The organism is Pseudomonas sp. BCRC 81390, assembly GCF_030341915.1.
GTDB lineage: Bacteria > Pseudomonadota > Gammaproteobacteria > Pseudomonadales > Pseudomonadaceae > Aquipseudomonas.
Window position 1 is genome coordinate 178,761 of record NZ_JATAAG010000063.1, and the last position, 21,271, is coordinate 200,031.

The following is a 21,271-nucleotide window of genomic DNA, read 5'->3' on the forward strand; positions in this document are numbered from 1 at the left end:
CGTGCAGTCAGCGAGCTACGCCGTGCTGGATGACCACCGAATCGGTGCCCAGCTTGGCCATGACCTCGGCCTGGCGGGCTTCGGCTTCCTCACGGGTCGGGAACGGCCCCATCAGCACCACCGGCTTGCCGTTGCGGTACTCCACCGAGGATGGAATGCCCTTCTCGATCAGGCGTGCGGTCATGTCGCTGAGCGCGCCCATGTTGGCGCCCTGGATCACTTCCACATCCCAGCCCTGCGGGGCCGGCTGGCCAGCCAGCGCCTCGGCGCGACGCTGCAGGTCGGCGCCGCCGCACATTTCGCGGATGCGCAGGTTGTTGCCGCTGTCATCGACAATGATTTCGTACTGGCCATCACGCTTGATCGCCACATAGCTGCGGTAGGGCTCGTACTGCCCGGCATCATCCTTGCCGCGCACCTGGCCGCAGATGGTGCCCTGGGTGTCGATCCGCACGTTGCCGAACTTGGCCGTCTTGGGGTTGTGCAGGTGTTCGGCCACCTGTTTGTGCACGCCTTCGACCTCGTTCTCACAGCCCGCCAGGGCGAGCACTGCCATTACCACAGCCAGTTTGCGCACGCGTGTACCTCCAGATTCGAAGGGGCGGATTCTAGCACGCCGGGCAATGCCCCGAAGCGCGACCAAACGTTACAGCCTGCTTCGCGCGCACAGCAAAAAGGGCGATCATTGCTGATCGCCCTTTTCGGATTTGGTAGGCACAATTGGACTCGAACCAACGACCCCCACCATGTCAAGGTGGTGCTCTAACCAACTGAGCTATGTGCCTGTCGTGTGGTGCGCATATTAGAGAGCAAACACACGTCTGTAAAGCGTTTTTTTCAGAAAAATCAAAAACTTTCGCGAACCGCCCAAGGCGAGGCAGCCTCGCGTCACAACCGCCAGCACAGCAGCCCGGCGCCAGGTAGAATCGCAATGAAAAAAGGGGTGACCCTTGCGGATCACCCCTTCTTCGATTTGGTAGGCACAATTGGACTCGAACCAACGACCCCCACCATGTCAAGGTGGTGCTCTAACCAACTGAGCTATGTGCCTGTCGTGTGGTGCGCATTCTACTCATTCCAAAAACCCTGTCAACACTTTTTTTCGCGCTAAGCTACTGAATCATAAACTCTTTATAGAAAGGTGCGCCGGCAAGGGCCGAGTAAAGGATTTTCAACGTACGACTAGCGGGTGTTTATTATTATTGATAGCATCGGTACATTCGTTAAAAATATAAAACACGAGGTTCCTGCAGCATGGCTAACACCCCCTACCCCCAGTCCTACTACGCCGCCTCGGCCAACCCGGTGCCGCCACGTCCGGCGCTGCAGGGTGAGGTGGAAACCGATGTGTGCATCATCGGCGCCGGCTATACCGGCCTGTCCAGCGCCCTGTTCCTGCTGGAGAACGGCTTCAAGGTGAGCATCGTCGAAGCGGCCAAGGTCGGCTTCGGCGCGTCAGGCCGTAACGGTGGCCAGATCGTCAACAGCTACAGCCGTGACATCGATGTGATCGAACGCACGGTCGGCCCCAAGCAGGCGCAACTGCTGGGCCAGATGGCCTTCGAAGGCGGCCGCATCATTCGTGAGCGCGTGGCCAAGTACAACATCCAGTGCGACCTGAAGGACGGCGGCGTGTTCGCGGCCCTCACCAGCAAGCAGATGGGCCACCTGGAGTCGCAAAAACGCCTGTGGGAACGCTTTGGCCACAACCAGCTGGAGCTGATGGACCAGAAGCGTATCCGCGAAGTGGTGGCCTGCGACAACTACGTGGGCGGCATGCTGGACATGAGCGGCGGCCACATCCACCCGCTGAACCTGGCCCTGGGCGAGGCGGCGGCGGTCGAGTCGCTGGGCGGCATCATCTATGAGCAAACCCCGGCCGTACGCATCGAGCGTGGCGCCAACCCGGTGGTGCACACCCCACAAGGCAAGGTCCGCGCCAAGTTCATCATCGTCGCCGGCAACGCCTACCTGGGCAACCTGGTACCGGAGCTGGCCAGCAAGTCCATGCCATGCGGTACCCAGGTGATCACCACCGAGCCGCTGGGCGAGGAGCTGGCGCGCACCCTGCTGCCGCAGGACTACTGCGTCGAGGACTGCAACTACCTGCTCGACTACTACCGCCTGACCAGCGACAAGCGCCTGATCTTCGGCGGTGGCGTGGTGTATGGCGCGCGTGACCCAGCCAACATCGAGGCGATCATCCGTCCGAAGATGCTCAAGGCCTTCCCGCAACTGAAGAACGTGAAGATCGACTACGCCTGGACCGGCAACTTCCTGCTGACCCTGTCGCGCCTGCCGCAGGTCGGCCGTATCGGCGACAACATCTACTACTCGCAGGGCTGCTCGGGCCACGGGGTAACCTATACCCACCTGGCCGGCAAGGTCCTGGCCGAGGCCATGCGTGGCCAGGCCGAGCGCTTCGATGCCTTCGCCGGCCTGCCGCACTACCCGTTCCCGGGCGGGCAGATGCTGCGGGTGCCGTTCAGCGCCCTGGGTGCCTGGTACTACAGCCTGCGCGATCGCCTGGGCTTCTGATGTAGGCAGGCCTGGCCCTGCCGCCGGCAAGCCGGCTTCCACAGGGGTAATGATGTAGAAACCTGTGGCAGCCGGCCTGCCGGCGACAGGGCCGGCGCAGGCAAAGCTATTGGCCCAGGCTAGTGACGGCCTGTTTCGCTGCAATCTCCTGCCCTGCCCGGGCCAGTTCATCGGCAGCCTGCAACCAGCGCTGGCGGTCGACCTGGGCCGGCAGTTGCCGCGGTGGCTGCACCAGCACCGCCCAACTCCCCTGCCTGGCCCACGCCGAAGCAAAGTCATCGAACGCCATCAGCTGCCGCCGGTGCATGCCCGAGCGCAACAGCACGCGCTGCTTGTAACGGTCATAGCCGATCAGCACGGCGTAACGTGGCTCACCCCACCAGGCCGCGCCGTCCTCATAACGCAACAATACCGGGTTGCCAGCTGCCACCTGGGTCAGCAATGCGTCCAGCTGCTTGTCCAGCGGATACACCACCCTGCCGTAGTCACGCGCCACCCGCGGAATGCTGCTGTCCAGTGCGTCGGCGCCCTGGGGCAGGTTCAACGACTTGTCCAGCAGCCCCGGGGTAATCGGCGCACCCTGTTGCGACAGTACTGCCGCCAGGGCCATGGCCCCGCTGTGGTTGGCGTTGCCACGGTAGAACGGCACGCTGCTGATTTCGACCCGCTGCGGCAGGCCATTGAGGCTGGCGGACGGCGTGCCGGCACAGCCTGCCAGGCTGGCTGCCAGCAGGCAGGCCAGCAGCAACCGGCGCGGGCGGGTGGTCGCCGACTTGAAGGAATCTTGCTCCATGGACACTCGCTTGTTCCAACGCCAGGCAGGCAGCGCCCGGCTCTGCCAGCGATCATAGGGCGGACAGCGGCGCGGGTATAGCCCGGCGCCGGCCAAGCGCGAAACGGACCAAGCAATAGACCTTTGGTCAATGGAACGTCACCGGCAAAAGGCTAGACTAAAGCAGTGTCTGTAAGGCAAGCGCCGGCTGGCCGAGCGCGGCCCGTAGAGTTGGAGGCACAAATGAGCCTGACCGTGGCAATTCTCATGCTGGTGGGCATGTGGCTGAGCGTCGCAGCCGCCATGCTGTGGGGTGTAATGCGTATCGTGCGGCGCCATTCCCACCACCACCTGCCGCCGCAGGCTCCTGCCAGGATGCAGCCTGCGCACCGCACACGGCGGCATGCCGGGGTGCACTGACAAAGTTTCCTCATCCCTATTCGCGGGCAAGCCCGCTCCCACAGGGGCAGCACAGGTCTTGAAAGCGGTGCTGTCTGTGGGAGCGGGCTTGCCCGCGAATGGAGCGCAAAGCGCCCCGCGCTACCTCACCCTTGCGCCGCTTCGCGCTTCAACCGCGCCCGGCGGGCCAGGATGTTGAGGATCTCGATCGCCGTCGAGAACGCCATGGCCGCATACACATAGCCCTTCGGCACATGGGCGCCGAAACCTTCGGCAATCAGCGTCATGCCGATCATGATCAGGAAGCCCAGGGCCAGCATCACCACGGTCGGGTTGTCGTTGATGAAGTTGGCCAGCGGGTCGGCGGCCACCATCATGACGATGACGGCGGTGATCACGGCGATGATCATGATCGGCAGGTGCTCGGTCATGCCCACGGCGGTGATGATGCTATCCACCGAGAAGACGATGTCCAGCAACAGGATCTGGAAGATCGCCGCGGCAAAGCCCAGGGTAACCGTCGAGGAAACCTTGGCTTCTTCCTTGGCACCGTGCGGGTCGACGTTTTCGTGAATCTCCTTGGTCGCCTTCCACAGCAGGAACAGGCCACCGGCAATCAGGATCACATCCTTCCAGGAGAAGGCGTTGCCGAACACTTCGAACACCGGGTCGGTCAGCTGGACGATCCAGGCCACCGTGCTGAGCAAGGCCAGGCGCATCACCAGGGCCATGCTGATACCGATACGGCGCGCCTTGGAGCGATATTCCACCGGCAGCTTGTTGGTCAGGATGGAGATGAAGATCAGGTTGTCGATGCCCAGTACAACTTCCATGGCCACCAGCGTAGCCAAGGCAACCCAGGCGGTAGGGCTTGCGACGAGTTCCAGCAAGTATTCCATTGTTCACATCCTGCAGCAGCGGTTATGGGTCAGATTTCCTGGGTGTCTTTTTGCTTGTCGGCGTCCTCGGGCGCACGCCCTTCACTGCCGATGGCCTCGCTCAAGGCCTGCTGGGCGGCCTTGTTGGTGTCGTCGATCGCCTGCTTGGCCGACTGCGCGGCCTGGTCGAGCATCTGCTGGGCAGACTTCTCGGCCTGCTCGCAACCGGCCAGGGTGAACAGGGCCAAGGCTAGTACCAGCGGCGTGCCGATGGATTTGAATTGCAGCATGGGTTCCTCGCTTGTGTGTTCCGGTGGCGCACAGGGCGCCTGATGGAGCGCATTCTAAAATGCGCAATACATCAGGAAAATTCGTATTTTCGGCGGTTATACTTCGGTTTTTACGAATCCGGAAAAACCCCGATGCTCAACTACCGGCAACTGCATTACTTCTGGGCCGTGGCCAAGACCGGCAGCATCGCCCGCGCCAGCGAACAGCTGAACCTGACCCCGCAAACCATCAGCGGGCAGATCAGCCTGTTCGAGCAGACCTATGGCCTGGAGCTGTTCCAGCGCGTCGGGCGCCAGCTGGAGCTGACCGAAACCGGGCGCCAGGCGCTGGTCTATGCCGAACAGATGTTCCAGCTGGGTGGCGAACTGGAGGCCATGCTGCGGGCCGGCCCGCAGGAGCAGATCCTGTTCCGCGTCGGCGTGGCGGACGTGGTGCCCAAGTCGATCGTCTACCGCCTGCTGGCGCCGACCATGGAGCTGGACGATGTGCTGCGCATCAATTGCCGCGAAGACAAGCTGGAACGGTTGCTGGCCGACCTGGCGATCCAGCGCCTGGACCTGGTCATCTCCGACAGCCCCATGCCCAGCCACCTGGACATCAAGGGCTACAGCCAGAAGCTGGGTGAGTGCGGGCTGAGTTTTTTCGCCACCGCGGCCTTGGCCCGCCGGCATGCCGGGCCCTTCCCCGCTTGCCTGCAGGATGCCCCCTTGCTGATCCCTGGCCCGGAGACCGTGGTACGCAGCCGTTTACTGCGCTGGCTGGGCGAGCAGCAGGTGCAGCCGCGTATCGTTGGTGAGTTTGATGACAGCGCGCTGATGCAGGCGTTCGGGCAATCGGGCAGCGGCATCTTCGTCGCCCCCAGCGTGATCGCCGAGGAGGTGTGCCGCCAGTACGGAGTGCAACTGGTCGGGCAGACCGAGGCCGTACACGAATCGTTCTATGCCATTTCCGTGGAGCGCAAGGTCAAGCACCCGGGCATCGTGGCCATTACCGAGGGGGCGCGACGGGAGTTGTTTCACTGGTAGCCATGAGGCTCTCTCGCGGCTAAACCCGCGAAAGGGCCGACACTGCTCGACGAAGGTCTATGGTAAAGTCGCGCCCTTTTCGAACATGCCCGGATCCCGCTGCACATGACCCCAGTCCTCCGCTTCCTCAACCGCACCAGCCTGGTGACCCAGATCGTCATCGGCCTGATCGCCGGTATCGTCCTGGCCCTGCTTGCGCCCGCCATCGCCCGTGACCTGGCCTTCCTCGGCAAGGTGTTCGTCAGCGCCCTCAAGGCGGTGGCACCTGTACTGGTGTTCATCCTGGTCATGGCCTCGATTGCCAACCACCGCCACGGCCAGGAAACCCACATTCGGCCGATTCTCTGGCTGTACCTGCTGGGTACCTTTGGTGCCGCGGTAGTGGCCGTGGTGGCCAGCATGCTGTTCCCCTCGACCCTGGCACTGAGCACCGGCGGGGCCACGCTGAGTGCCCCGGGTGGTATCGGCGAAGTGCTGCAGAACCTGCTGCTGAGCGCGGTCGACAACCCGATCAACGCCCTGCTCAACGCCAACTTCATCGGCGTGCTGACCTGGGCCATCGGCCTGGGCGTGGCCCTGCGCCACGCCGGCGAAACCACCCGCAACGTGGTCGAGGACCTGTCCACTGGCGTCACCTTGATCGTACGCGTGGTCATCCGCTTCGCCCCGCTGGGCATCTTTGGCCTGGTCAGCGCCACCCTCGCCCAGTCCGGCCTGGACGCCCTGCTCGGCTACCTGCACCTGCTGGCGGTGCTGATCGGCTGCATGCTGTTCGTGGCGCTGGTGATGAACCCGTTGATCGTGTTCTGGAAGATTCGCCGCAACCCCTACCCGCTGACCCTGTTGTGCCTGCGTGAAAGCGGCATCACAGCGTTCTTCACCCGCAGCTCGGCGGCCAACATCCCGGTCAACCTGGCCCTGTCGGAACGCCTTGGCTTGCATGAAGACACTTATTCGGTGTCGATCCCGCTGGGCGCGACCATCAACATGGCCGGTGCTGCCATCACCATTACCGTGCTGACCCTGGCAGCGGTGCATACCCTGGGTATCGCGGTGGACCTGCCGACCGCCGTGCTGCTCAGCGTGGTGGCGGCGATCTGTGCCTGTGGTGCGTCGGGGGTGGCCGGCGGCTCGCTGCTGCTGATTCCGCTGGCGGCCAGCCTGTTTGGCATCCCCAGCGAGATTGCCATGCAGGTGGTGGCGGTAGGCTTCATCATCGGCGTGCTGCAGGATTCGGCCGAGACGGCGCTGAATTCCTCGACCGATGTGCTATTCACCGCAGCGGCGTGCCAGGCCGAAGAGCGTAAAGCCTGAGTTGGCCGGCCCCCTGTAGGAGCGGGCTCGCCCCGCGAACACCGGCGCAGCCGGTGCCATGCACCGCGTCGCCTGGTTCGCGGGGTGAACCCGCTCCTACAGGGGGCCAAGTTGCCTAACACGATGGCATTACCTACCCTAGTGGCCTTTCCCCAGCAACGAGGCAGGCCATGTCAGAACACCAAACCGCAGGCGAAGGCCGGTTCAACAGCATCGAGATCCGCATTCTCGGCGCGCTGATCGAAAAGCAGGCCACCAGCCCGGAAAGCTACCCGCTGACCCTCAATGCCCTGGTGCTGGCGTGCAACCAGAAAACCAGCCGCGAGCCGGTGATGAACCTCACCCAAGGCCAGGTCGGCCAGGCCCTGCGCGCCCTCGAAGGGCAAGACATGGCCCGCCTGCAGATGGGCAGCCGCGCCGATCGCTGGGAACACCGGGTGGACAAGGCGCTGGAGCTGGTGCCGGCGCAACTGGTGCTGATGGGCCTGATGTTCCTGCGTGGCCCGCAAACCCTCAACGAACTGCTGACCCGCAGCAACCGCCTGCACGACTTCGATGACATCGAACAGGTCCAGCACCAGCTGGAGCGCCTGATCGCGCGCGGCCTGGCCCTGCACCTGCCACGCCAGGCCGGCCAGCGTGAAGACCGCTATACCCACGCCTTGGGCGACCCGGCGGAAATCGAGGCGATCCTGGCTGCACGGCAGCAGGAAGGCGCTACACGCAGCAGTGGCGGGAGTGTGTCGGAAGAACGTATCGAAGCCCTCGAAGCCCACATTGCCGCGCTGGAGGCCCGCCTGGCCGCGCTGGAAGGCTGAGCCGTCACGGCTCCGGGTCGGGGAAGTTGCGGCAGCTCTTGCGCTCGGCCAGCTCCCGGTCAGTGGGGCGCTGGTCGACGAACACGGTTCGGCCGTCGGCATAGATTTCCAGATAGCCCCAGTGCAGGTCCTGCTCCTGCTGCCCGGGCTTGGGCGGGACTAGCCACCAGGGTTCGCGGCTGATCAGGGTCATGGGTGTGATTCCTGAGGGGGTCTGCAGTAATCATAGACACCCTCGGATATTGCTTTGCCTGCGCCGGCCCTTTCGCGGCTAAAGCCGCTCCCACCGGGTACGACGTCAACTGCAGGAGCGGATTTATCCGCGAAGCAGGCGACGCGGTGGATGGCACGGGCTTCGCCCGTGTTCGCGGGCAAGCCCGCTCCCACAGGGACCGCGCCAGCTTTTAGACATTGAGCAAGACAGTTGCGCCTACCAGTACCGCACAGTTTTCGAAACCTGCGTAGTACCGGTAGGAGCGGCTTCAGCCGCGAAGTGGCCAGTACAGACTTACGCCGGCGCCGAAGTGCGGATCAGGTGATCGAAAGCCGCCAGCGAAGCCTTGGCGCCCTCACCCACTGCAATCACGATCTGCTTGTACGGCACCGTGGTCACGTCACCGGCCGCGAACACACCTGGGATGCTGGTCTGGCCCTTGGCGTCGACGATGATCTCGCCGCGCGGCGACAGCTCGACGGTGCCTTTCAGCCAGTCGGTGTTCGGCAGCAGGCCGATCTGCACGAAGATACCCTCCAGCGCCACCTCGTGCTGCTGTTCGGTGGTGCGGTCCTTGTAGCGCAGGCCGGTCACTTTCTCGCCATTGCCCAACACTTCGGTGGTCAGCGCGCTGGTGATTACCTTGACGTTCGGCAGGCTGTGCAGCTTGCGCTGCAATACCGCATCGGCGCGCAGCTGGCTGTCGAATTCGATCAGGGTCACCTGGGCAACGATGCCGGCCAGGTCGATGGCCGCTTCCACGCCCGAGTTGCCCCCACCAATCACCGCCACGCGCTTGCCCTTGAACAGCGGGCCATCGCAGTGCGGGCAGTAGGCCACGCCACGGGCGCGGTATTCCTGCTCGCCCGGCACGTTCATTTCGCGCCAGCGCGCACCGGTAGCCAGGATCACGGTCTTGGCCTTGAGCGAGGCGCCGCCGGCCAGGCGTATTTCATGCAGACCGCCATCGGTGGCCGGGACCAGCGCCTCACCGCGCTGCAGGTTCATGATGTCGACGTCGTACTGCTTGACGTGTTCTTCCAGGGCCGTGGCCAGTTTCGGCCCTTCGGTCTCCTGCACCGAGATGAAGTTCTCGATGGCCAGGGTATCGAGCACCTGGCCGCCGAACCGCTCGGCCGCGATGCCGGTGCGAATGCCCTTGCGTGCGGCATAGATGGCTGCCGAGGCGCCGGCGGGGCCACCACCGACCACCAGCACGTCGAAGGCGTCCTTGGCGTTGATCTTCTCGGCCTGGCGGCTGCCTGCGTTGGTGTCGATCTTGCCGAGGATTTCTTCCAGGCCCATGCGGCCCTGGCCAAACACTTCGCCGTTCAGGTAGATGCTCGGCACCGCCATGATCTTGCGCGATTCCACTTCGGCCTGGAACAGCGCGCCGTCGATCGCCACGTGGCGCACGTTGGGGTTGAGCACGGCCATCAGGTTCAGCGCCTGGACCACGTCCGGGCAGTTCTGGCACGACAGCGAGAAATAGGTTTCGAAGGTGAATTCGCCTTCCAGTGCCTGGATCTGCTCGATCACTTCGGCACTGGCCTTGGACGGGTGGCCGCCGACCTGCAGCAAGGCCAGCACCAGCGAGGTGAATTCGTGGCCCATGGGGATGCCGGCAAAGCGCAGGCTGATCTGGCCATTCGGGCGGTTGAGCGAGAACGATGGACGACGGGCGTCATCACCATCCACGCGCAGGGTAATCAGGTTCGACAGGCCGGCGATCTCCACCAGCAGGTCGTGCAATTCGCGGGACTTCGCGCCGTCGTCGAGGGAAGCAACGATCTCGATCGGCTGGGTGACCCGCTCCAGGTAGGTTTTCAGTTGCGATTTAAGCGTGGCGTCCAACATACGGGGCGATTCCTTTTTCAAAACGCGGATACAAAAACGCCCAGGCGATAGCGCCCGGGCGTTTATACGGGGCGGTAGAGCATTCAGCTTTGGCGGCTGCTCGCCGCCCACGGCTTACTCACGGACTTAGATCTTGCCGACCAGGTCCAGCGACGGTGCCAGGGTGGCTTCGCCTTCTTTCCACTTGGCCGGGCACACTTCGCCCGGGTGGGCGGCAACGTACTGGGCAGCTTTCACCTTACGCAGCAGTTCGGCAGCATCGCGGCCTACACCACCGTCGTTCAGTTCGACGATCTTGATCTGGCCTTCCGGGTTGATCACGAAGGTACCGCGATCGGCCAGGCCGGCTTCTTCGATCAGCACGTCGAAGTTGCGCGAGATGACGTGGGTCGGGTCACCGATCAGCGGGTACTGGATCTTGCCGATGGTTTCCGAAGTGTCGTGCCAGGCTTTGTGGGTGAAGTGGGTGTCGGTGGACACACCGTAGATTTCCACGCCCAGCTTCTGGAACTCGGCGTAGTTGTCAGCGAGGTCACCCAGTTCGGTCGGGCAGACGAAGGTGAAGTCGGCCGGGTAGAAGAACACGACAGACCACTTGCCTTTCAGGTCGGCTTCGCTGACCTGGACGAACTCGCCCTTGTGGTAGGCGGTGGCGTTGAACGGTTTGACCTGGCTGTTGATGATAGGCATGAGAGACGCTCCTTCATGGGGTTGGAATCAGTTGACGGAGAGAATCCTAACCGCTGGTCGCCGATTAGGCTCATTGGCAAACCTCATGCGTATCATTGGTTTTGGCTATAAAGCCTCTGTCTTGATAGCTACTTTGCTTTCTAAGCCCCGCCGCGCCTGCAGGTGTGCACCCGCTGCAGCGGGCTGTCGTCCAGCTGATACGCCAATGAACATTGCTCATCCGGCGCGTCACCCCACTTGACCAGCAGCGTGCCGCGATCCCTGGCGGTACGCACATGCAGCCGGCTTCCCTGCCCGACCATGCCCAACTCACCGGCCTGCTCACTGGCCTGCCCGGCAAACACCAGCGCGCCGAACGGCAGCGCGCGGCCATCCTCGAAACGCGCCCGCAGGGTGAACTGGCGACCGCTGCGCGTCGGGTAACGCAGCAACGAGGCAGCCCCGGCGCGTGGCACCACCGCTTGGGCGGTCAGTTGCAACTCGGTATCGCGGGACATGCCTTTGGGGTCGAGTTCGACCGTATTGACCTGGTAAGGCAGCAGCGATGGCATGACCGCAAAACCGCGCCGATCGAGACTGATCTGTGGGTGCTGGCGCAGGCGCGCAGCATCGGCGCCGGGCGCATGCACGATGGCAAAGCTCTCGCCCAGCGGCGGTGCGGTAATCAGGCCACCGGCATGGGCGACCACGGCACCTTGCGCGCCCAGCGTCGCCTGGCGATAGCCACGCCGACTCGACAACGACCCCTGGATATCGCCACTCGCCCCGCGGTGCTGCAGGTTGGCGTCGAAGCCACTGTCGGCCCGCTCGCCTTGCTGGCGCACCAGCGCCAGCCCATGGCCCCATTGGCCATACTCACCGCTCACGCCTTGCCAACGAACGCTGGCGCTACCCTGGCCGCGAGCGTCGCGGTTCAGCGCCGTGCTGAGCGAGGAGCGACGGCGCTCGCCAAGCGGCATGCTGGCATTGAACATGATGGCGTCGACGGCATGTCCGGTCACAGCCTGCTCGCGGCTCAGGCTGATGCCATAGCTGAGCGTCCCGATGTGGTTGTTGTAGCCAACGCTGTAGCTCTCGCTACGGCCACCGCCGGCCCAATGCTGTCGCAGGCTGGCGCGCAAAGTGAAACGACCGCCCCGCTCACCCACGGGCTGATCCACACCCAGGCCCGCCTGCCAACGCAGCGGGTCGATGCGCGCACCCGCCACGGCGCGGGCATGGTCGTTGAAGCTGTAGTAGCCAGGCCCCTCGCTGCGGGTCAACGTCGCGCTCAGGTCGGTACCGGTAGCGCTCAAGCGCTGACGCCAGCTCAAGCGCCAAGCCTGGCCACGCACTTGCCGGTTGCGCGCAGGCTCGGCGCTGGCGTGATACCCGGTCAGGCCCAGGGCCCCCAGCCCGGTATTCATGGCCAACCCCATGGCACCGGCCTGGTAGTCCTCGGCCAACCAGCTACCGCCGTGTACGCTCAAGTAATTGTCCAGGCCCTGCTGCCAGCTGCCTTGCACAAAGCCCGGGCCCGAGCGGCCGTACGCTTCACGCCATACGCCACTGGCCAGTTCGAAACGCCTTGCGCCAGGGCGCAGTGCCAGCGGCGCGGCAGCGTAGGGCTGGATGAAGGTGCGTACGCTGCCATCGGCCTCGCGCAGCGTCACCTCGAGGTCATCCTGCAAGTCGTTGGCATGCAGGTCGTCGATCTCGAACGGGCCCGGCGCGACGGTGGATTCATGGATCAGCACACCGCGCTGGCGAATGCTGACCAGCGCGACGCTGTTGGCGACACCTCTCACCACAGGGGCAAAGCCGCGTTGCTGCTCCGGCAACATGCGCTGGTCACTGCCCAGCAGTATGCCGCGCAGGGCGCTGCTCTCGAATACCTCCGAGCGGCTATAGCTATCGCCGATGGTCAACTGCGCAGCCCAGGCGGGAATATCCCGCTGCAACGAGGTTGCAGTGGCTTGATAACGCGAAGGAATGCCGGAGGACGCCTGCCAACTGCCTTCGTGCCGCCAGTACCAGTCACCGATATTGAAGCCGGAGCGCACCCCCAGATAGGCCTGGCGGGTGGCATCGCCCTGCTCCAGGTCCTGCTGCTCATACAGGTTCAGGCGGTAATCGAAGAAGCCGGCAGTGATGCCACTGTCCCAGTTTTCCGCCGGTAGGTACCCGCCGGGCAAGCGCTGCAAGGCTTGCTGCGGGATGCTCAGGTCGAGCCTCAGGTTGGCGAAATCCAGCGTTTCGCGGCTTTGCGCAACGAGGCTACCGAGCCCTGCGCAGGCGCCCTCCTGGGCAAGCAGGTGGGCGCTCTCGCGGCCAAGGCGGCGCAGGTCCACACCCAGCGCCTGCAGCAAGGTCTCGCTGTAGCAAGGTGTCGCCTGGTCACTTTGCCCCTGCGCCCGCAGCAGCACCCGATGACGCCCCAGCCACTGCTGATTCAGCATCACGTCGAGAGAGTACCTGCCCTCGGCCACTGTCGTGTCTTGCTGGTAGCGGCGCAGGTCGGTCGAGGTTCCCTGGCGAAGCAGCCCGGCATCGAACTCGACGGCGCCAGCGGGGGCCGCGAGCAACCCCATCAACACACCCGCGGTTGAATGGCAGCGAAGGTGGAATCGCACTGGCTGAGGCATCGTTCACCGTGCCTCAGTTTGCCAGCTGCACGGTCACCGCTTGCGGCCGGTCACGCACCGCCCCGTAGTCATCGATGAAGGCATAGCGCAGCCGCGCGGGTGACTGGCCAGCCAGGTGCTCGACGTTGAAGCGGGTACTGGCGAACGGCAGCACGTGGTTGGGGCCCAGTTGCAGTGGGGCCTGGCTGGCCTGCTCCACGGTCACCCTGGCCAGGTTGACCACATAAGGGCTGGGATTGCTGGCCGTCAGCACCCAGTGCGGGCCTTCACGCAGCAACTGCCAGGTGATCCGGCGGTGGGCATCCACGGCTTTCCCCGGCAGCCCTGCCGGCCGATAGAGCAATTTGATGCGCGAACGTATCGCCACCTGCAGGGCGTTCCCCGAACCCTTGGGGGGCACTTCAAGCACATTGAGCCAATACAGGCTTTCGCGGTCGGCGGGCATTGCATCGCCGCCATGAAACAGCCTCAGGCTCTGGCCTTTGCCAGCATCGAGGCGAAACATGGCGGGCATCACATCGAACGGAACCTGCAGCTCCTGCACCTGGGCCCGGCCATCGTCGACCCAGGCCTGAACCAGCGAGGGCGTGCTGCCGACATTGCTCAGTTTGACCGTGACTTCGGCCTGATCGGCAGGAAACACAACCCGCGTGTTGGCGATGATCACATTGGCGGCAAGCGGCGGCGATGCCAGGCAAATGGCCAGCAACCATCCGCGCCGCACGGCGTGGGAGAACAAACGCATGATGAAGGTGCTCAGGAACATTGAAAAAGGCAGCCCTGGAACGGGCCGCCCTCAGGGAGATGTCATGGGTAGTCCAGCGAGTACTGCACCCGGGTTGCCACCAGGCCTGGCGTGGTGCCACCGGTTGAGTAGTAGCGTGCGGTGTAACGCAACGTCGCATTACCGCCAACGATCGGCACCACCTGCGAATTCTGCGAGCCTTTTGGCGCCGCCAGGTTCATCGCTGCCTGCTTGTCGTTGAGCAGTTCCACCTGGACGTTCTCGCTACCGCCGGCATCGACGATGAGGCGCCCTTCCGGGCTGATGGTCGGGCCAGGTTCGAAATAGGTCGAGACCTGGGTAACACCTGGGGAGCAATTGCTGAGATTCAGCTGAAAGGGCGTATTTCCGGCGGTTTGGCCGGGGTTGGCAAGCAGTGCTGCGTTCACCGGGGGCAACGACACCGGCAGGTTGCCGTTACCACCATTGATCTGACAGGTTGGCGCCTCTACAAGGCCGTCCAGGCTGATCTGGCCATAATCGGCCTGGGCTGCCTGCGCACAGAAGAACAGCATGCAGCAGCCTGCAAGCAACGACTTCGAGTTCATAGTCACCTTCTTTACTCTTGGAAATAGCCAGGCATTGGTTGCCGGGCCCCTGCCGCTGACTGCGGCGCGGTGCAGTATCAGTAAGGTGACGCGGGAAAAATGTAGGCTGACTCAGCAGCCGAGCAGTTGAAAATAACCCCCTCGAGGTAGGAAGCATGACCTCGTGTACACGAGATCAGGCTTCCCGCCAGGTGCCATCAGCGGGTGATGGTGCGCAGGGTAACGAACTCTTCTGCGGCAGTTGGGTGAACGCCGATGGTCTCGTCGAACTGCTGTTTGGTGGCGCCGGCCTTGAGGGCAATCCCCAGCCCCTGGATGATCTCGCCGGCATCCGGGCCGACCATGTGGCAGCCCAGCACCTTGTCGGTCTCGGCATCGACCACCAGCTTCATCAGGGTTTTTTCCTGAATGTCGGTGAGGGTCAGCTTCATGGCGCGGAAACGGCTTTCGAAGATCTGCACCTTGTGCCCGGCTTCCAGGGCCTGTTCCTCGCTCAGGCCCACGGTGCCGATCGGTGGCTGGCTGAACACTGCCGTGGGGATGTTGCGGTAATCCACCGGGCGGTACTGCTCGGGTTTGAACAAGCGCCGCGCCACGGCCATGCCTTCGGCCAGGGCCACCGGGGTGAGTTGCACGCGGCCAATCACGTCACCGATGGCCAGGATCGATGGTGCGGTCGTCTGGTACTGCTCGTCGACACGGATAAAGCCGCGCGCGTCCAATTCCACCCCGGTGTTCTCCAGGCCCAGGTTGTCGAGCATCGGGCGGCGACCGGTGGCGTAGAACACGCAATCGGCAAACAACTCGCGGCCGTCGTTGAGGGTGGCCTTGAGGCTGCCATCTTCGAGCTTGTCGATGCGCTGGATGTCGGCATTGAACTGCAAGTCCAGGCCGCGCTTTTCCAGCTCTTCCTTGAGGTGGGTGCGCACCGAGCCATCAAAACCGCGCAGGAACAGGTCACCGCGATACAGCAGGGTGGTGTTGGCGCCCAACCCATGGAAGATACCGGCGAACTCGACCGCGATATAACCGCCGCCGACCACCAGCACCCGGCGCGGCAGGTCCTTGAGGTAGAAGGCTTCGTTGGAGGTGATGGCCAGTTCCTTGCCAGGAATGTCCGGCACCTGTGGCCAGCCACCGGTGGCAATGAGAATGTGCTCGGCAGTGTAGCGCTGGCCTTCCACTTCCACTTCATTGGCACCGGTCAGCCGCGCATGGCCCTGCAGCAGGGTCACCCCGCTGTTGAGCAGCAGGTTGCGGTAGATGCCGTTGAGGCGTTCGATTTCGCGGTTCTTGTTGGCAATCAGCGTGCCCCAGTCGAAGTGCCCTTCTTCAAGGGTCCAGCCGAAACCTGCCGCCTGCTCCAGTTCGTCGGCAACGTGCGCGCCATAGACCAGCAGCTTTTTCGGCACGCAGCCGACGTTGACGCAGGTACCGCCCAGGTAGCGGCTTTCGGCCACCGCCACCTTCGCGCCGAAGCCAGCGGCAAAGCGCGCCGCGCGCACACCGCCGGACCCGGCGCCAATCACGAACAGATCAAAATCGTAGGCCATGTATTCAGTCTCCTAGGCAGGCGCCCAGCATAACGCCGTTGGCTGCCGCAAACAAAAAAGCCACCCCGAAGGGTGGCTTTGCGGCCAGCAGGGCTTATCAGTAAGCCTTGCCGGTCTTGTAGTAGTTCTCGAAGCAGAAGTTGGTCGCGTCGATGTAACCTTCGGCACCACCGCAGTCGAAACGCTTGCCCTTGAACTTGTAGGCAATCACGCAGCCGTTCTGTGCCTGCTGCATCAGCGCGTCGGTGATCTGGATCTCGCCGCCTTTGCCCGGCTCGGTGTTGGCGATGATATCGAAGATATCCGGGGTTAGGATGTAGCGGCCGATGATCGCCAGGTTGGACGGGGCGTCTTCCGGCTTCGGCTTCTCGACCATGTTGGTGACGCGGAAGATGTCGTCACGGATCATGTCGCCGGCGATCACGCCGTACTTGTTGGTCTCCTGTGGGTCGACTTCCTGGATGGCGACGATCGAGCAGCGGAACTGGTTGTACAGCTTGACCATCTGGGTCAGCACGCCGTCACCTTCCGGGTTGACGCACAGGTCGTCCGCCAGCACCACGGCGAACGGCTCGTCGCCGATCAGCGGGCGGCCGGTGAGGATGGCGTGGCCCAGGCCTTTCATTTCGGTCTGGCGGGTGTAGGAGAACGAGCACTCGTCGAGCAGGCGACGGATACCGACCAGGTATTTTTCCTTGTCGGTGCCCTTGATCTGGTTTTCCAGCTCGTAGCTGATGTCGAAGTGGTCTTCCAGGGCACGCTTGCCGCGCCCGGTGACGATGGAAATCTCGTTCAGACCGGCATCCAGTGCCTCTTCAACGCCATACTGGATCAGTGGCTTGTTGACCACCGGCAGCATTTCCTTGGGCATGGCTTTGGTAGCGGGCAGGAAGCGAGTGCCGTAACCGGCTGCCGGGAACAAGCATTTTTTGATCATATACGTCCTTACAAAAGGCTAGGCCTGTGGAATTCGGCGCAGTCTAATCAGGCGGCAGTCACCTTACAATGCCCTGCCGCTGGCCGACCGTTGGGAACATAGAGATAACCCCAGTGTAGATAGTTCCAATGGAAGGTAAATATTGCTTTCAAGGATGGCCGTGGTGGCGTTTGTCTGTACCGGCCTCTTCGCGGGAAACCGCTCCCTCTGGGGACTGCAACAGCATCTCACGGCGAAGAGCCCGGTACCGGCCGTCAGCTACCGGTGCCCTGCCCGATCAGCACGCCATCGACCTTCTGCCCATACAGGTTTACCCCGTCATTGGCGTGGAACTTCAGCCGTGTCTTCTCGATAGAGCCTTCGACCAGCCGCGGGTCCTGCGGCCGCTCATGGCGGTTGACCCAGGCTGCCACGTCCCACGCCTGCTGGTCGCTGAGACTGCCCGGCTTGCCCAGCGGCATGTTGTACTTGATGAACGACGCCGCGGTGTTGATGCGGTGCATCCCGGCGCCCCAGTTGTAAGAATCCTTGCCCCACAGTGGCGGCATCACGTACTCACCGGCCACCCGCTGCCCTTCGCCGTTGTCGCCGTGGCAGATCGCGCACTGCTCGCGGTACACCTGCTGGCCACGCTTGAAGTCGTAGCCGCCCTTGGGTTGTGCCACCTCCGGGTAACCGCGCCCGGCAATCTCCACGCCCGTCGGCGCCTTGGTCGACAACCAGTACGAATACACCGCCAACGCCGTCATCTGCGGGCTGTCGGCGGCCGGCGGCTTGCCGTTCATGCTGAACTGGAAACACCCCTGGATACGCTCGGCGTAGGTGTTGACCTTGTCGTTTTTCTTGCGGTACGCGGGGTACATCGGGTACGCCCCCCACATCGGCGCGGAATGCGCCAGCCGGCCCTGGTCAAGGTGGCAGTTGCTGCAGTTCATGCCGTTGCCCACGGCCTCAGGCATCAGCCGACGGGTGTCGACGAACAATGCATGCCCTTCCCGTACCATCTTGCCGAAGGCATTGTCGGGCAAGTCGCTTTCGGCTGGCGGCACGAACTGCGGCGCCGCCTGCACGCCAGGCACTTTCAGCTGGGACTGGTCTTCCATGGCGATCTGCGCGGCCTCGGCGCTGCCCATGGCCAGCAGCAACAGGGTTGGAAACAGCGGTTTCATGGCATGACCTCCTGGCTGGCGGGGCGGGCGAAGAATTCGGCGATGGCCTTGATCTCGGCATCGGTCATGGCCTTGGCCACACCGACCATCAGCTGGTTGGGGTCATTGCTGCGGCTGCCGTCACGCCAGGCATTGAGCTGCGCCACCAGGTAACTGGCGGGCTGCCCAGCCAAAGGTGGGAAGTGTTCGCCAACTCCGCTGCCGCCCGGGCCATGGCACTGCACGCAGCCGGGTATCTGCCGGCTCCAGTCGCCGTACAGGGCCATGCGGGTGGTGGGGTCATGGGCAATCTGCTGGCGGCGCAGTTCGCCGGCGGGGCTGGCCGGCAGGCTGGCCAGGTAGCTGCTGACCGCGTCGATCTCGTCGTCGCTCAAGGCCTTGGCCAACGGCTCCATCACCGGCTGCTTGCGGCTGCCGCTGCGCCAGTCATGCAACTGCTTGCGCAGGTAGCCGGCCGGCAGCCCGGCCAGGCGCGGAAAGCCGGCAGCGGCAATGCCCTTGCCGTCCGCGCCATGGCAACCCAGGCAAGCCATGGCGGCGGGGTTGGCCCCGCCCTGGGTGAACACCTTCTGGCCATCGGCAGCATGCACCGCAGGCCAGGCCAGGATCAGCAGGCTGCCGACCACGACACGTCTCAAGGGTGTCATCACGAATCTCCTTTTCTATTGTTATATGCTTAGGCCCAAAACATATAAGCAAAAGGAGCGTGATCAGTTGCCCTGGATCAACTTCCGGAGATGCATTGGGTGGCTGCGGTGCGCACGTCGCCCAGGCGCAGCGGGAAATTGTTCAACCGCTCGTGCAGCTTGATGCTGCTGCCGCTGCCACGCTTGTCGATGTCAACCAGCGCCGCCGGGCCCACGCCGGAGCTGATCTTCTGCGGCACGATCAGGCGCAGGCCATCGCCGCGCTGCTCTTCCACCAGCGGGTCGCGCGTCTCGGCCAGCTTGTGCTTGACGCAATCGGCATAGGCGCGAGGCGACTTACCGGAAATAACGTCCAGCGTTTCATGCGATTGTTCCAGCTCCGCGACACTCACGCAGCCACCCAGCGTCAGCGCCAACGCCGCCACCATCCACTTCATTTGCAGCACCTCTGCCATCAAGAATCCGCTTCGACCACGACCAGGCGGTTTTGCTCCCTGCTTTGGCAGATTTATCTGCGCCTGGCCGAACAGCGCGGCAGTGTAACCCGACATCGTGGTATCGTTTGCCTTTGCAGAACCAATCCTTGCGGAGCATCACATGAAATTTGTACACCAGCGCGAGCACCTGAACGAGGACGACATCGTCGTCATCGAGTGCTCCCAGCGCTGCAACATCCGCCTGATGAACGACGCCAACTTCCGCAGCTTCAAGAACGGCGGCCGTCACACCTACCACGGCGGCCATTTCGACAAGTTCCCGGCGAAGATCACCGTGCCCAGTACCGGCTTCTGGAACATCACCATCGATACCGTGACCACCCGTCCGATCTCGGTCACCCGCAAGCCGACCTTGACCCACAAGATCAAGATTGTCCGTCGTTCGTCGTCGAAACTCAGGTAAGGCCCCATGACCCAGACCATCAAGTACGTCATCAAATACAAACTCGACGGCCAGCGCCGCTGGGACTTCGCGCAGATGCCCGACGCTTCCCTCGAACAAGCCCTGGAAGCCCTGCGCAAGATCCACGGCGAAGACGCCGCGAAGATCAGCGACATCCAGGTCAGCAAAGCCTTGTAAACCCCGCCCCATTGCATCGCCCGCCCACGCAAGGAGAACCGCATGAGCCACTGGCCCGACCGCCGCATCCTCGACCTGCTGGGCGTTGATCTGCCCATCCTCCAGGCGCCGATGGCGGGGGCAAGCGGTGCGCCCATGGCCATTGCGGTGGGCCTGGCGGGCGGGCTGGGGGCCCTGCCCTGCGCCATGCTCACGGTTGACCAGGTGCGCGACGAAATCGCCGCCTTCCGGGCTGCCTGCCCGGGCCGCCCGCTGAACCTGAACTTCTTCTGCCACCAGCCGCCGGCGCCCGATGCCGAACGCGATGCCCGCTGGAAGCAGGCACTCGAGCCGTATTACCGGGAAGTCGGGGCGGATTTCGCAGCCCCCACGCCGGTGTCCAACCGCGCACCTTTCGACGAACAGAGCTGCCTGCTGGTCGAACAGCTGCGCCCGGAGGTGGTGAGTTTCCACTTCGGCTTGCCCCGGCCCGACCTGCTGCAACGGGTCAAGGCCAGCGGTGCCAAGGTGCTGTCCAGTGCCACTACCGTGGAAGAAGCCGTGTGGCTGGAGCAGCATGGCTGTGACGCGATCATCGCCATGGGCTATGAAGCGGGCGGCCATCGCGGCATGTTCCTCAGCGACGACATCACCAGCCAGATCGGCACCTTTGCCCTGGTGCCACAAGTGGCCGATGCGGTCAGCGTACCGGTGATTGCCGCTGGCGGCATCGCTGACCACCGCGGCCTGGTCGCAGCGCTGGCCCTGGGTGCCTCGGCGGTGCAGGTCGGAACGGCGTACCTGTTCTGCCCCGAGGCCAAGGTGTCGCCGGCGCATCGCCAGGCACTGGACAGTGCATCTGCCAGCGACACAGCGCTGACCAACCTGTTCACCGGCCGCCCGGCGCGCGGTATCAACAACCGCATCATGCGCGAGCTGGGGCCGATGAGCGAGCTGGCACCACGCTTCCCGCTGGCCGGTGGCGCACTGATGCCGTTGCGCGCGATCACCGACCCACAGGGCAACAGCGACTTCAGCAACCTGTGGTCGGGGCAGGCATTGCGCCTGGGCCGGCACAGGCCGGCAGGCGAGCTCACCCGCGAAATGGCCGAGAAAGCGCTGGCCGTGGTCGGGCGAGCGGCATTTTCATAAGCAAG

23 protein-coding genes and 2 tRNA genes are annotated in these 21,271 nt (G+C 63.7%); 8 read left to right on the forward strand and 17 right to left on the reverse strand.

The features are described from left to right. Nucleotides 1-7: 7 nt before the first annotated feature. The 3 genes from QSV36_RS15545 to QSV36_RS15555 form a co-directional block, all read right to left on the reverse strand. Nucleotides 8-577 carry an SPOR domain-containing protein gene (locus QSV36_RS15545; RefSeq protein WP_289132999.1) on the reverse strand — a complete coding sequence of 190 codons (570 nt, stop codon included), beginning with the start codon at nucleotides 575-577 and terminating at the stop codon, nucleotides 8-10. Nucleotides 578-708: 131 nt separating this feature from the next. Further along, nucleotides 709-785 (reverse strand) — tRNA-Val (locus QSV36_RS15550). A 189-nt stretch (nucleotides 786-974) separates the two neighbouring features. After that, nucleotides 975-1,051 (reverse strand) — tRNA-Val (locus tag QSV36_RS15555). Nucleotides 1,052-1,254: 203 nt separating this feature from the next. Here QSV36_RS15555 and QSV36_RS15560 point away from each other — a divergent pair. Next, nucleotides 1,255-2,538 (forward strand): NAD(P)/FAD-dependent oxidoreductase, encoded by a 1,284-nt coding sequence (locus tag QSV36_RS15560; RefSeq protein WP_186674499.1) that lies wholly within the window; start codon nucleotides 1,255-1,257, stop codon nucleotides 2,536-2,538. A gap of 106 nt (nucleotides 2,539-2,644) precedes the next feature. Here the strand turns inward: QSV36_RS15560 and QSV36_RS15565 are convergent, their stop codons facing one another. After that, a complete protein-coding gene (locus QSV36_RS15565) occupies nucleotides 2,645-3,331 on the reverse strand; it encodes a peptidase C39 family protein (protein WP_289133003.1) in 687 nt (228 codons plus the stop codon). Between the two features lie 222 nt (nucleotides 3,332-3,553). Between QSV36_RS15565 and QSV36_RS15570 the strand changes: the two genes are divergently transcribed. After that, a complete protein-coding gene (locus tag QSV36_RS15570) occupies nucleotides 3,554-3,730 on the forward strand; it encodes a hypothetical protein (RefSeq protein WP_289133004.1) in 177 nt (58 codons plus the stop codon). A gap of 125 nt (nucleotides 3,731-3,855) precedes the next feature. Here the strand turns inward: QSV36_RS15570 and QSV36_RS15575 are convergent, their stop codons facing one another. Together QSV36_RS15575 and QSV36_RS15580 are read right to left on the reverse strand one after the other, a co-directional pair. Beyond that, entirely contained in the window at nucleotides 3,856-4,608 is a 753-nt protein-coding gene (locus tag QSV36_RS15575; protein WP_186674503.1) for a TerC family protein, read from the reverse strand. Between the two features lie 29 nt (nucleotides 4,609-4,637). Continuing rightward, nucleotides 4,638-4,877, reverse strand: a complete 240-nt coding sequence (locus QSV36_RS15580) for a hypothetical protein (RefSeq protein WP_289133007.1) — start codon at nucleotides 4,875-4,877, stop codon at nucleotides 4,638-4,640. Nucleotides 4,878-5,009: 132 nt separating this feature from the next. Here QSV36_RS15580 and nhaR point away from each other — a divergent pair, with 132 nt between their 5' ends. The 3 genes from nhaR to QSV36_RS15595 all read left to right on the forward strand — a co-directional run bounded on the left by nhaR (nucleotide 5,010) and on the right by QSV36_RS15595 (nucleotide 8,035). Then, entirely contained in the window at nucleotides 5,010-5,903 is an 894-nt protein-coding gene (nhaR, locus tag QSV36_RS15585) for a transcriptional activator NhaR (protein ID WP_289133009.1), read from the forward strand. Nucleotides 5,904-6,008: 105 nt separating this feature from the next. Beyond that, nucleotides 6,009-7,217 (forward strand): serine/threonine transporter SstT, encoded by a 1,209-nt coding sequence (gene sstT / locus QSV36_RS15590; RefSeq protein WP_289133013.1) that lies wholly within the window; start codon nucleotides 6,009-6,011, stop codon nucleotides 7,215-7,217. A gap of 170 nt (nucleotides 7,218-7,387) precedes the next feature. Continuing rightward, complete coding sequence (locus QSV36_RS15595) at nucleotides 7,388-8,035, forward strand: YceH family protein (protein ID WP_289133016.1); 648 nt, start codon at nucleotides 7,388-7,390, stop codon at nucleotides 8,033-8,035. Nucleotides 8,036-8,039: 4 nt separating this feature from the next. Here the strand turns inward: QSV36_RS15595 and QSV36_RS15600 are convergent, their stop codons facing one another. From QSV36_RS15600 to QSV36_RS15650, 11 genes are all read right to left on the reverse strand, one after another. Next, nucleotides 8,040-8,228: a hypothetical protein gene (locus tag QSV36_RS15600; RefSeq protein WP_170030426.1), complete on the reverse strand. Its 189-nt coding sequence runs from the start codon at nucleotides 8,226-8,228 to the stop codon at nucleotides 8,040-8,042. Between the two features lie 315 nt (nucleotides 8,229-8,543). Beyond that, on the reverse strand, nucleotides 8,544-10,106 hold the full coding sequence (ahpF, locus tag QSV36_RS15605; protein WP_289133021.1) for an alkyl hydroperoxide reductase subunit F: 1,563 nt from the start codon (nucleotides 10,104-10,106) through the stop codon (nucleotides 8,544-8,546). Nucleotides 10,107-10,232: 126 nt separating this feature from the next. After that, nucleotides 10,233-10,796 carry an alkyl hydroperoxide reductase subunit C gene (ahpC, locus tag QSV36_RS15610; protein WP_054884952.1) on the reverse strand — a complete coding sequence of 188 codons (564 nt, stop codon included), beginning with the start codon at nucleotides 10,794-10,796 and terminating at the stop codon, nucleotides 10,233-10,235. Between the two features lie 140 nt (nucleotides 10,797-10,936). Further along, nucleotides 10,937-13,366, reverse strand: a complete 2,430-nt coding sequence (locus tag QSV36_RS15615; RefSeq protein ID WP_289133024.1) for a fimbria/pilus outer membrane usher protein — start codon at nucleotides 13,364-13,366, stop codon at nucleotides 10,937-10,939. A 67-nt stretch (nucleotides 13,367-13,433) separates the two neighbouring features. After that, a complete protein-coding gene (locus QSV36_RS15620; RefSeq protein ID WP_289133026.1) occupies nucleotides 13,434-14,165 on the reverse strand; it encodes a fimbrial biogenesis chaperone in 732 nt (243 codons plus the stop codon). A 62-nt stretch (nucleotides 14,166-14,227) separates the two neighbouring features. Further along, the gene (locus QSV36_RS15625) at nucleotides 14,228-14,752 is read right to left on the reverse strand and encodes a fimbrial protein (protein WP_289133028.1); all 525 of its coding nucleotides are present in this window, start codon (nucleotides 14,750-14,752) and stop codon (nucleotides 14,228-14,230) included. 197 nt (nucleotides 14,753-14,949) lie between these two features. Next, nucleotides 14,950-16,305, reverse strand: a complete 1,356-nt coding sequence (gene gorA / locus QSV36_RS15630; protein WP_289133029.1) for a glutathione-disulfide reductase — start codon at nucleotides 16,303-16,305, stop codon at nucleotides 14,950-14,952. Nucleotides 16,306-16,402: 97 nt separating this feature from the next. Further along, entirely contained in the window at nucleotides 16,403-17,242 is an 840-nt protein-coding gene (gene galU, locus QSV36_RS15635; RefSeq protein WP_013973181.1) for a UTP--glucose-1-phosphate uridylyltransferase GalU, read from the reverse strand. Between the two features lie 254 nt (nucleotides 17,243-17,496). Continuing rightward, complete coding sequence (locus QSV36_RS15640) at nucleotides 17,497-18,411, reverse strand: c-type cytochrome (protein WP_289133030.1); 915 nt, start codon at nucleotides 18,409-18,411, stop codon at nucleotides 17,497-17,499. Next, entirely contained in the window at nucleotides 18,408-19,058 is a 651-nt protein-coding gene (locus tag QSV36_RS15645; RefSeq protein ID WP_289133032.1) for a c-type cytochrome, read from the reverse strand. Before QSV36_RS15645 ends, QSV36_RS15640 begins: the two co-directional genes overlap by 4 nt. A gap of 77 nt (nucleotides 19,059-19,135) precedes the next feature. Further along, nucleotides 19,136-19,495, reverse strand: a complete 360-nt coding sequence (locus QSV36_RS15650; protein ID WP_225778349.1) for a hypothetical protein — start codon at nucleotides 19,493-19,495, stop codon at nucleotides 19,136-19,138. Between the two features lie 160 nt (nucleotides 19,496-19,655). On the opposite strand from QSV36_RS15650, the gene QSV36_RS15655 reads away from it, so the two are divergent. Genes QSV36_RS15655 through QSV36_RS15665 form a run of 3 tightly spaced genes read left to right on the forward strand, consistent with a single transcriptional unit; the run spans nucleotide 19,656 to nucleotide 21,266 of the window. Continuing rightward, on the forward strand, nucleotides 19,656-19,958 hold the full coding sequence (locus QSV36_RS15655; protein ID WP_004375922.1) for a DUF1883 domain-containing protein: 303 nt from the start codon (nucleotides 19,656-19,658) through the stop codon (nucleotides 19,956-19,958). A 6-nt stretch (nucleotides 19,959-19,964) separates the two neighbouring features. Next, nucleotides 19,965-20,135, forward strand: a complete 171-nt coding sequence (locus tag QSV36_RS15660) for a hypothetical protein (RefSeq protein WP_289133034.1) — start codon at nucleotides 19,965-19,967, stop codon at nucleotides 20,133-20,135. Nucleotides 20,136-20,177: 42 nt separating this feature from the next. Beyond that, a complete protein-coding gene (locus QSV36_RS15665) occupies nucleotides 20,178-21,266 on the forward strand; it encodes an NAD(P)H-dependent flavin oxidoreductase (RefSeq protein ID WP_289133036.1) in 1,089 nt (362 codons plus the stop codon). Nucleotides 21,267-21,271: the final 5 nt, after the last annotated feature.

What these genes read in the sequence shown, in the direction of transcription:
- QSV36_RS15560 (WP_186674499.1), top strand. Translation starts at nt 1,255, where the DNA reads ATGGCTAACACCCCCTACCCCCAGTCCTACTACGCCGCCTCGGCCAAC.
- QSV36_RS15565 (WP_289133003.1), bottom strand. Translation starts at nt 3,331, where the DNA reads ATGGAGCAAGATTCCTTCAAGTCGGCGACCACCCGCCCGCGCCGGTTG.
- QSV36_RS15570 (WP_289133004.1), top strand. Translation starts at nt 3,554, where the DNA reads ATGAGCCTGACCGTGGCAATTCTCATGCTGGTGGGCATGTGGCTGAGC.
- QSV36_RS15575 (WP_186674503.1), bottom strand. Translation starts at nt 4,608, where the DNA reads ATGGAATACTTGCTGGAACTCGTCGCAAGCCCTACCGCCTGGGTTGCC.
- QSV36_RS15580 (WP_289133007.1), bottom strand. Translation starts at nt 4,877, where the DNA reads ATGCTGCAATTCAAATCCATCGGCACGCCGCTGGTACTAGCCTTGGCC.
- nhaR (WP_289133009.1), top strand. Translation starts at nt 5,010, where the DNA reads ATGCTCAACTACCGGCAACTGCATTACTTCTGGGCCGTGGCCAAGACC.
- sstT (WP_289133013.1), top strand. Translation starts at nt 6,009, where the DNA reads ATGACCCCAGTCCTCCGCTTCCTCAACCGCACCAGCCTGGTGACCCAG.
- QSV36_RS15595 (WP_289133016.1), top strand. Translation starts at nt 7,388, where the DNA reads ATGTCAGAACACCAAACCGCAGGCGAAGGCCGGTTCAACAGCATCGAG.
- QSV36_RS15600 (WP_170030426.1), bottom strand. Translation starts at nt 8,228, where the DNA reads ATGACCCTGATCAGCCGCGAACCCTGGTGGCTAGTCCCGCCCAAGCCC.
- ahpF (WP_289133021.1), bottom strand. Translation starts at nt 10,106, where the DNA reads ATGTTGGACGCCACGCTTAAATCGCAACTGAAAACCTACCTGGAGCGG.
- ahpC (WP_054884952.1), bottom strand. Translation starts at nt 10,796, where the DNA reads ATGCCTATCATCAACAGCCAGGTCAAACCGTTCAACGCCACCGCCTAC.
- QSV36_RS15615 (WP_289133024.1), bottom strand. Translation starts at nt 13,366, where the DNA reads ATGGGGTTGCTCGCGGCCCCCGCTGGCGCCGTCGAGTTCGATGCCGGG.
- QSV36_RS15620 (WP_289133026.1), bottom strand. Translation starts at nt 14,165, where the DNA reads ATGCGTTTGTTCTCCCACGCCGTGCGGCGCGGATGGTTGCTGGCCATT.
- QSV36_RS15625 (WP_289133028.1), bottom strand. Translation starts at nt 14,752, where the DNA reads ATGAACTCGAAGTCGTTGCTTGCAGGCTGCTGCATGCTGTTCTTCTGT.
- gorA (WP_289133029.1), bottom strand. Translation starts at nt 16,305, where the DNA reads ATGGCCTACGATTTTGATCTGTTCGTGATTGGCGCCGGGTCCGGCGGT.
- galU (WP_013973181.1), bottom strand. Translation starts at nt 17,242, where the DNA reads ATGATCAAAAAATGCTTGTTCCCGGCAGCCGGTTACGGCACTCGCTTC.
- QSV36_RS15640 (WP_289133030.1), bottom strand. Translation starts at nt 18,411, where the DNA reads ATGAAACCGCTGTTTCCAACCCTGTTGCTGCTGGCCATGGGCAGCGCC.
- QSV36_RS15645 (WP_289133032.1), bottom strand. Translation starts at nt 19,058, where the DNA reads ATGACACCCTTGAGACGTGTCGTGGTCGGCAGCCTGCTGATCCTGGCC.
- QSV36_RS15650 (WP_225778349.1), bottom strand. Translation starts at nt 19,495, where the DNA reads ATGAAGTGGATGGTGGCGGCGTTGGCGCTGACGCTGGGTGGCTGCGTG.
- QSV36_RS15655 (WP_004375922.1), top strand. Translation starts at nt 19,656, where the DNA reads ATGAAATTTGTACACCAGCGCGAGCACCTGAACGAGGACGACATCGTC.
- QSV36_RS15660 (WP_289133034.1), top strand. Translation starts at nt 19,965, where the DNA reads ATGACCCAGACCATCAAGTACGTCATCAAATACAAACTCGACGGCCAG.
- QSV36_RS15665 (WP_289133036.1), top strand. Translation starts at nt 20,178, where the DNA reads ATGAGCCACTGGCCCGACCGCCGCATCCTCGACCTGCTGGGCGTTGAT.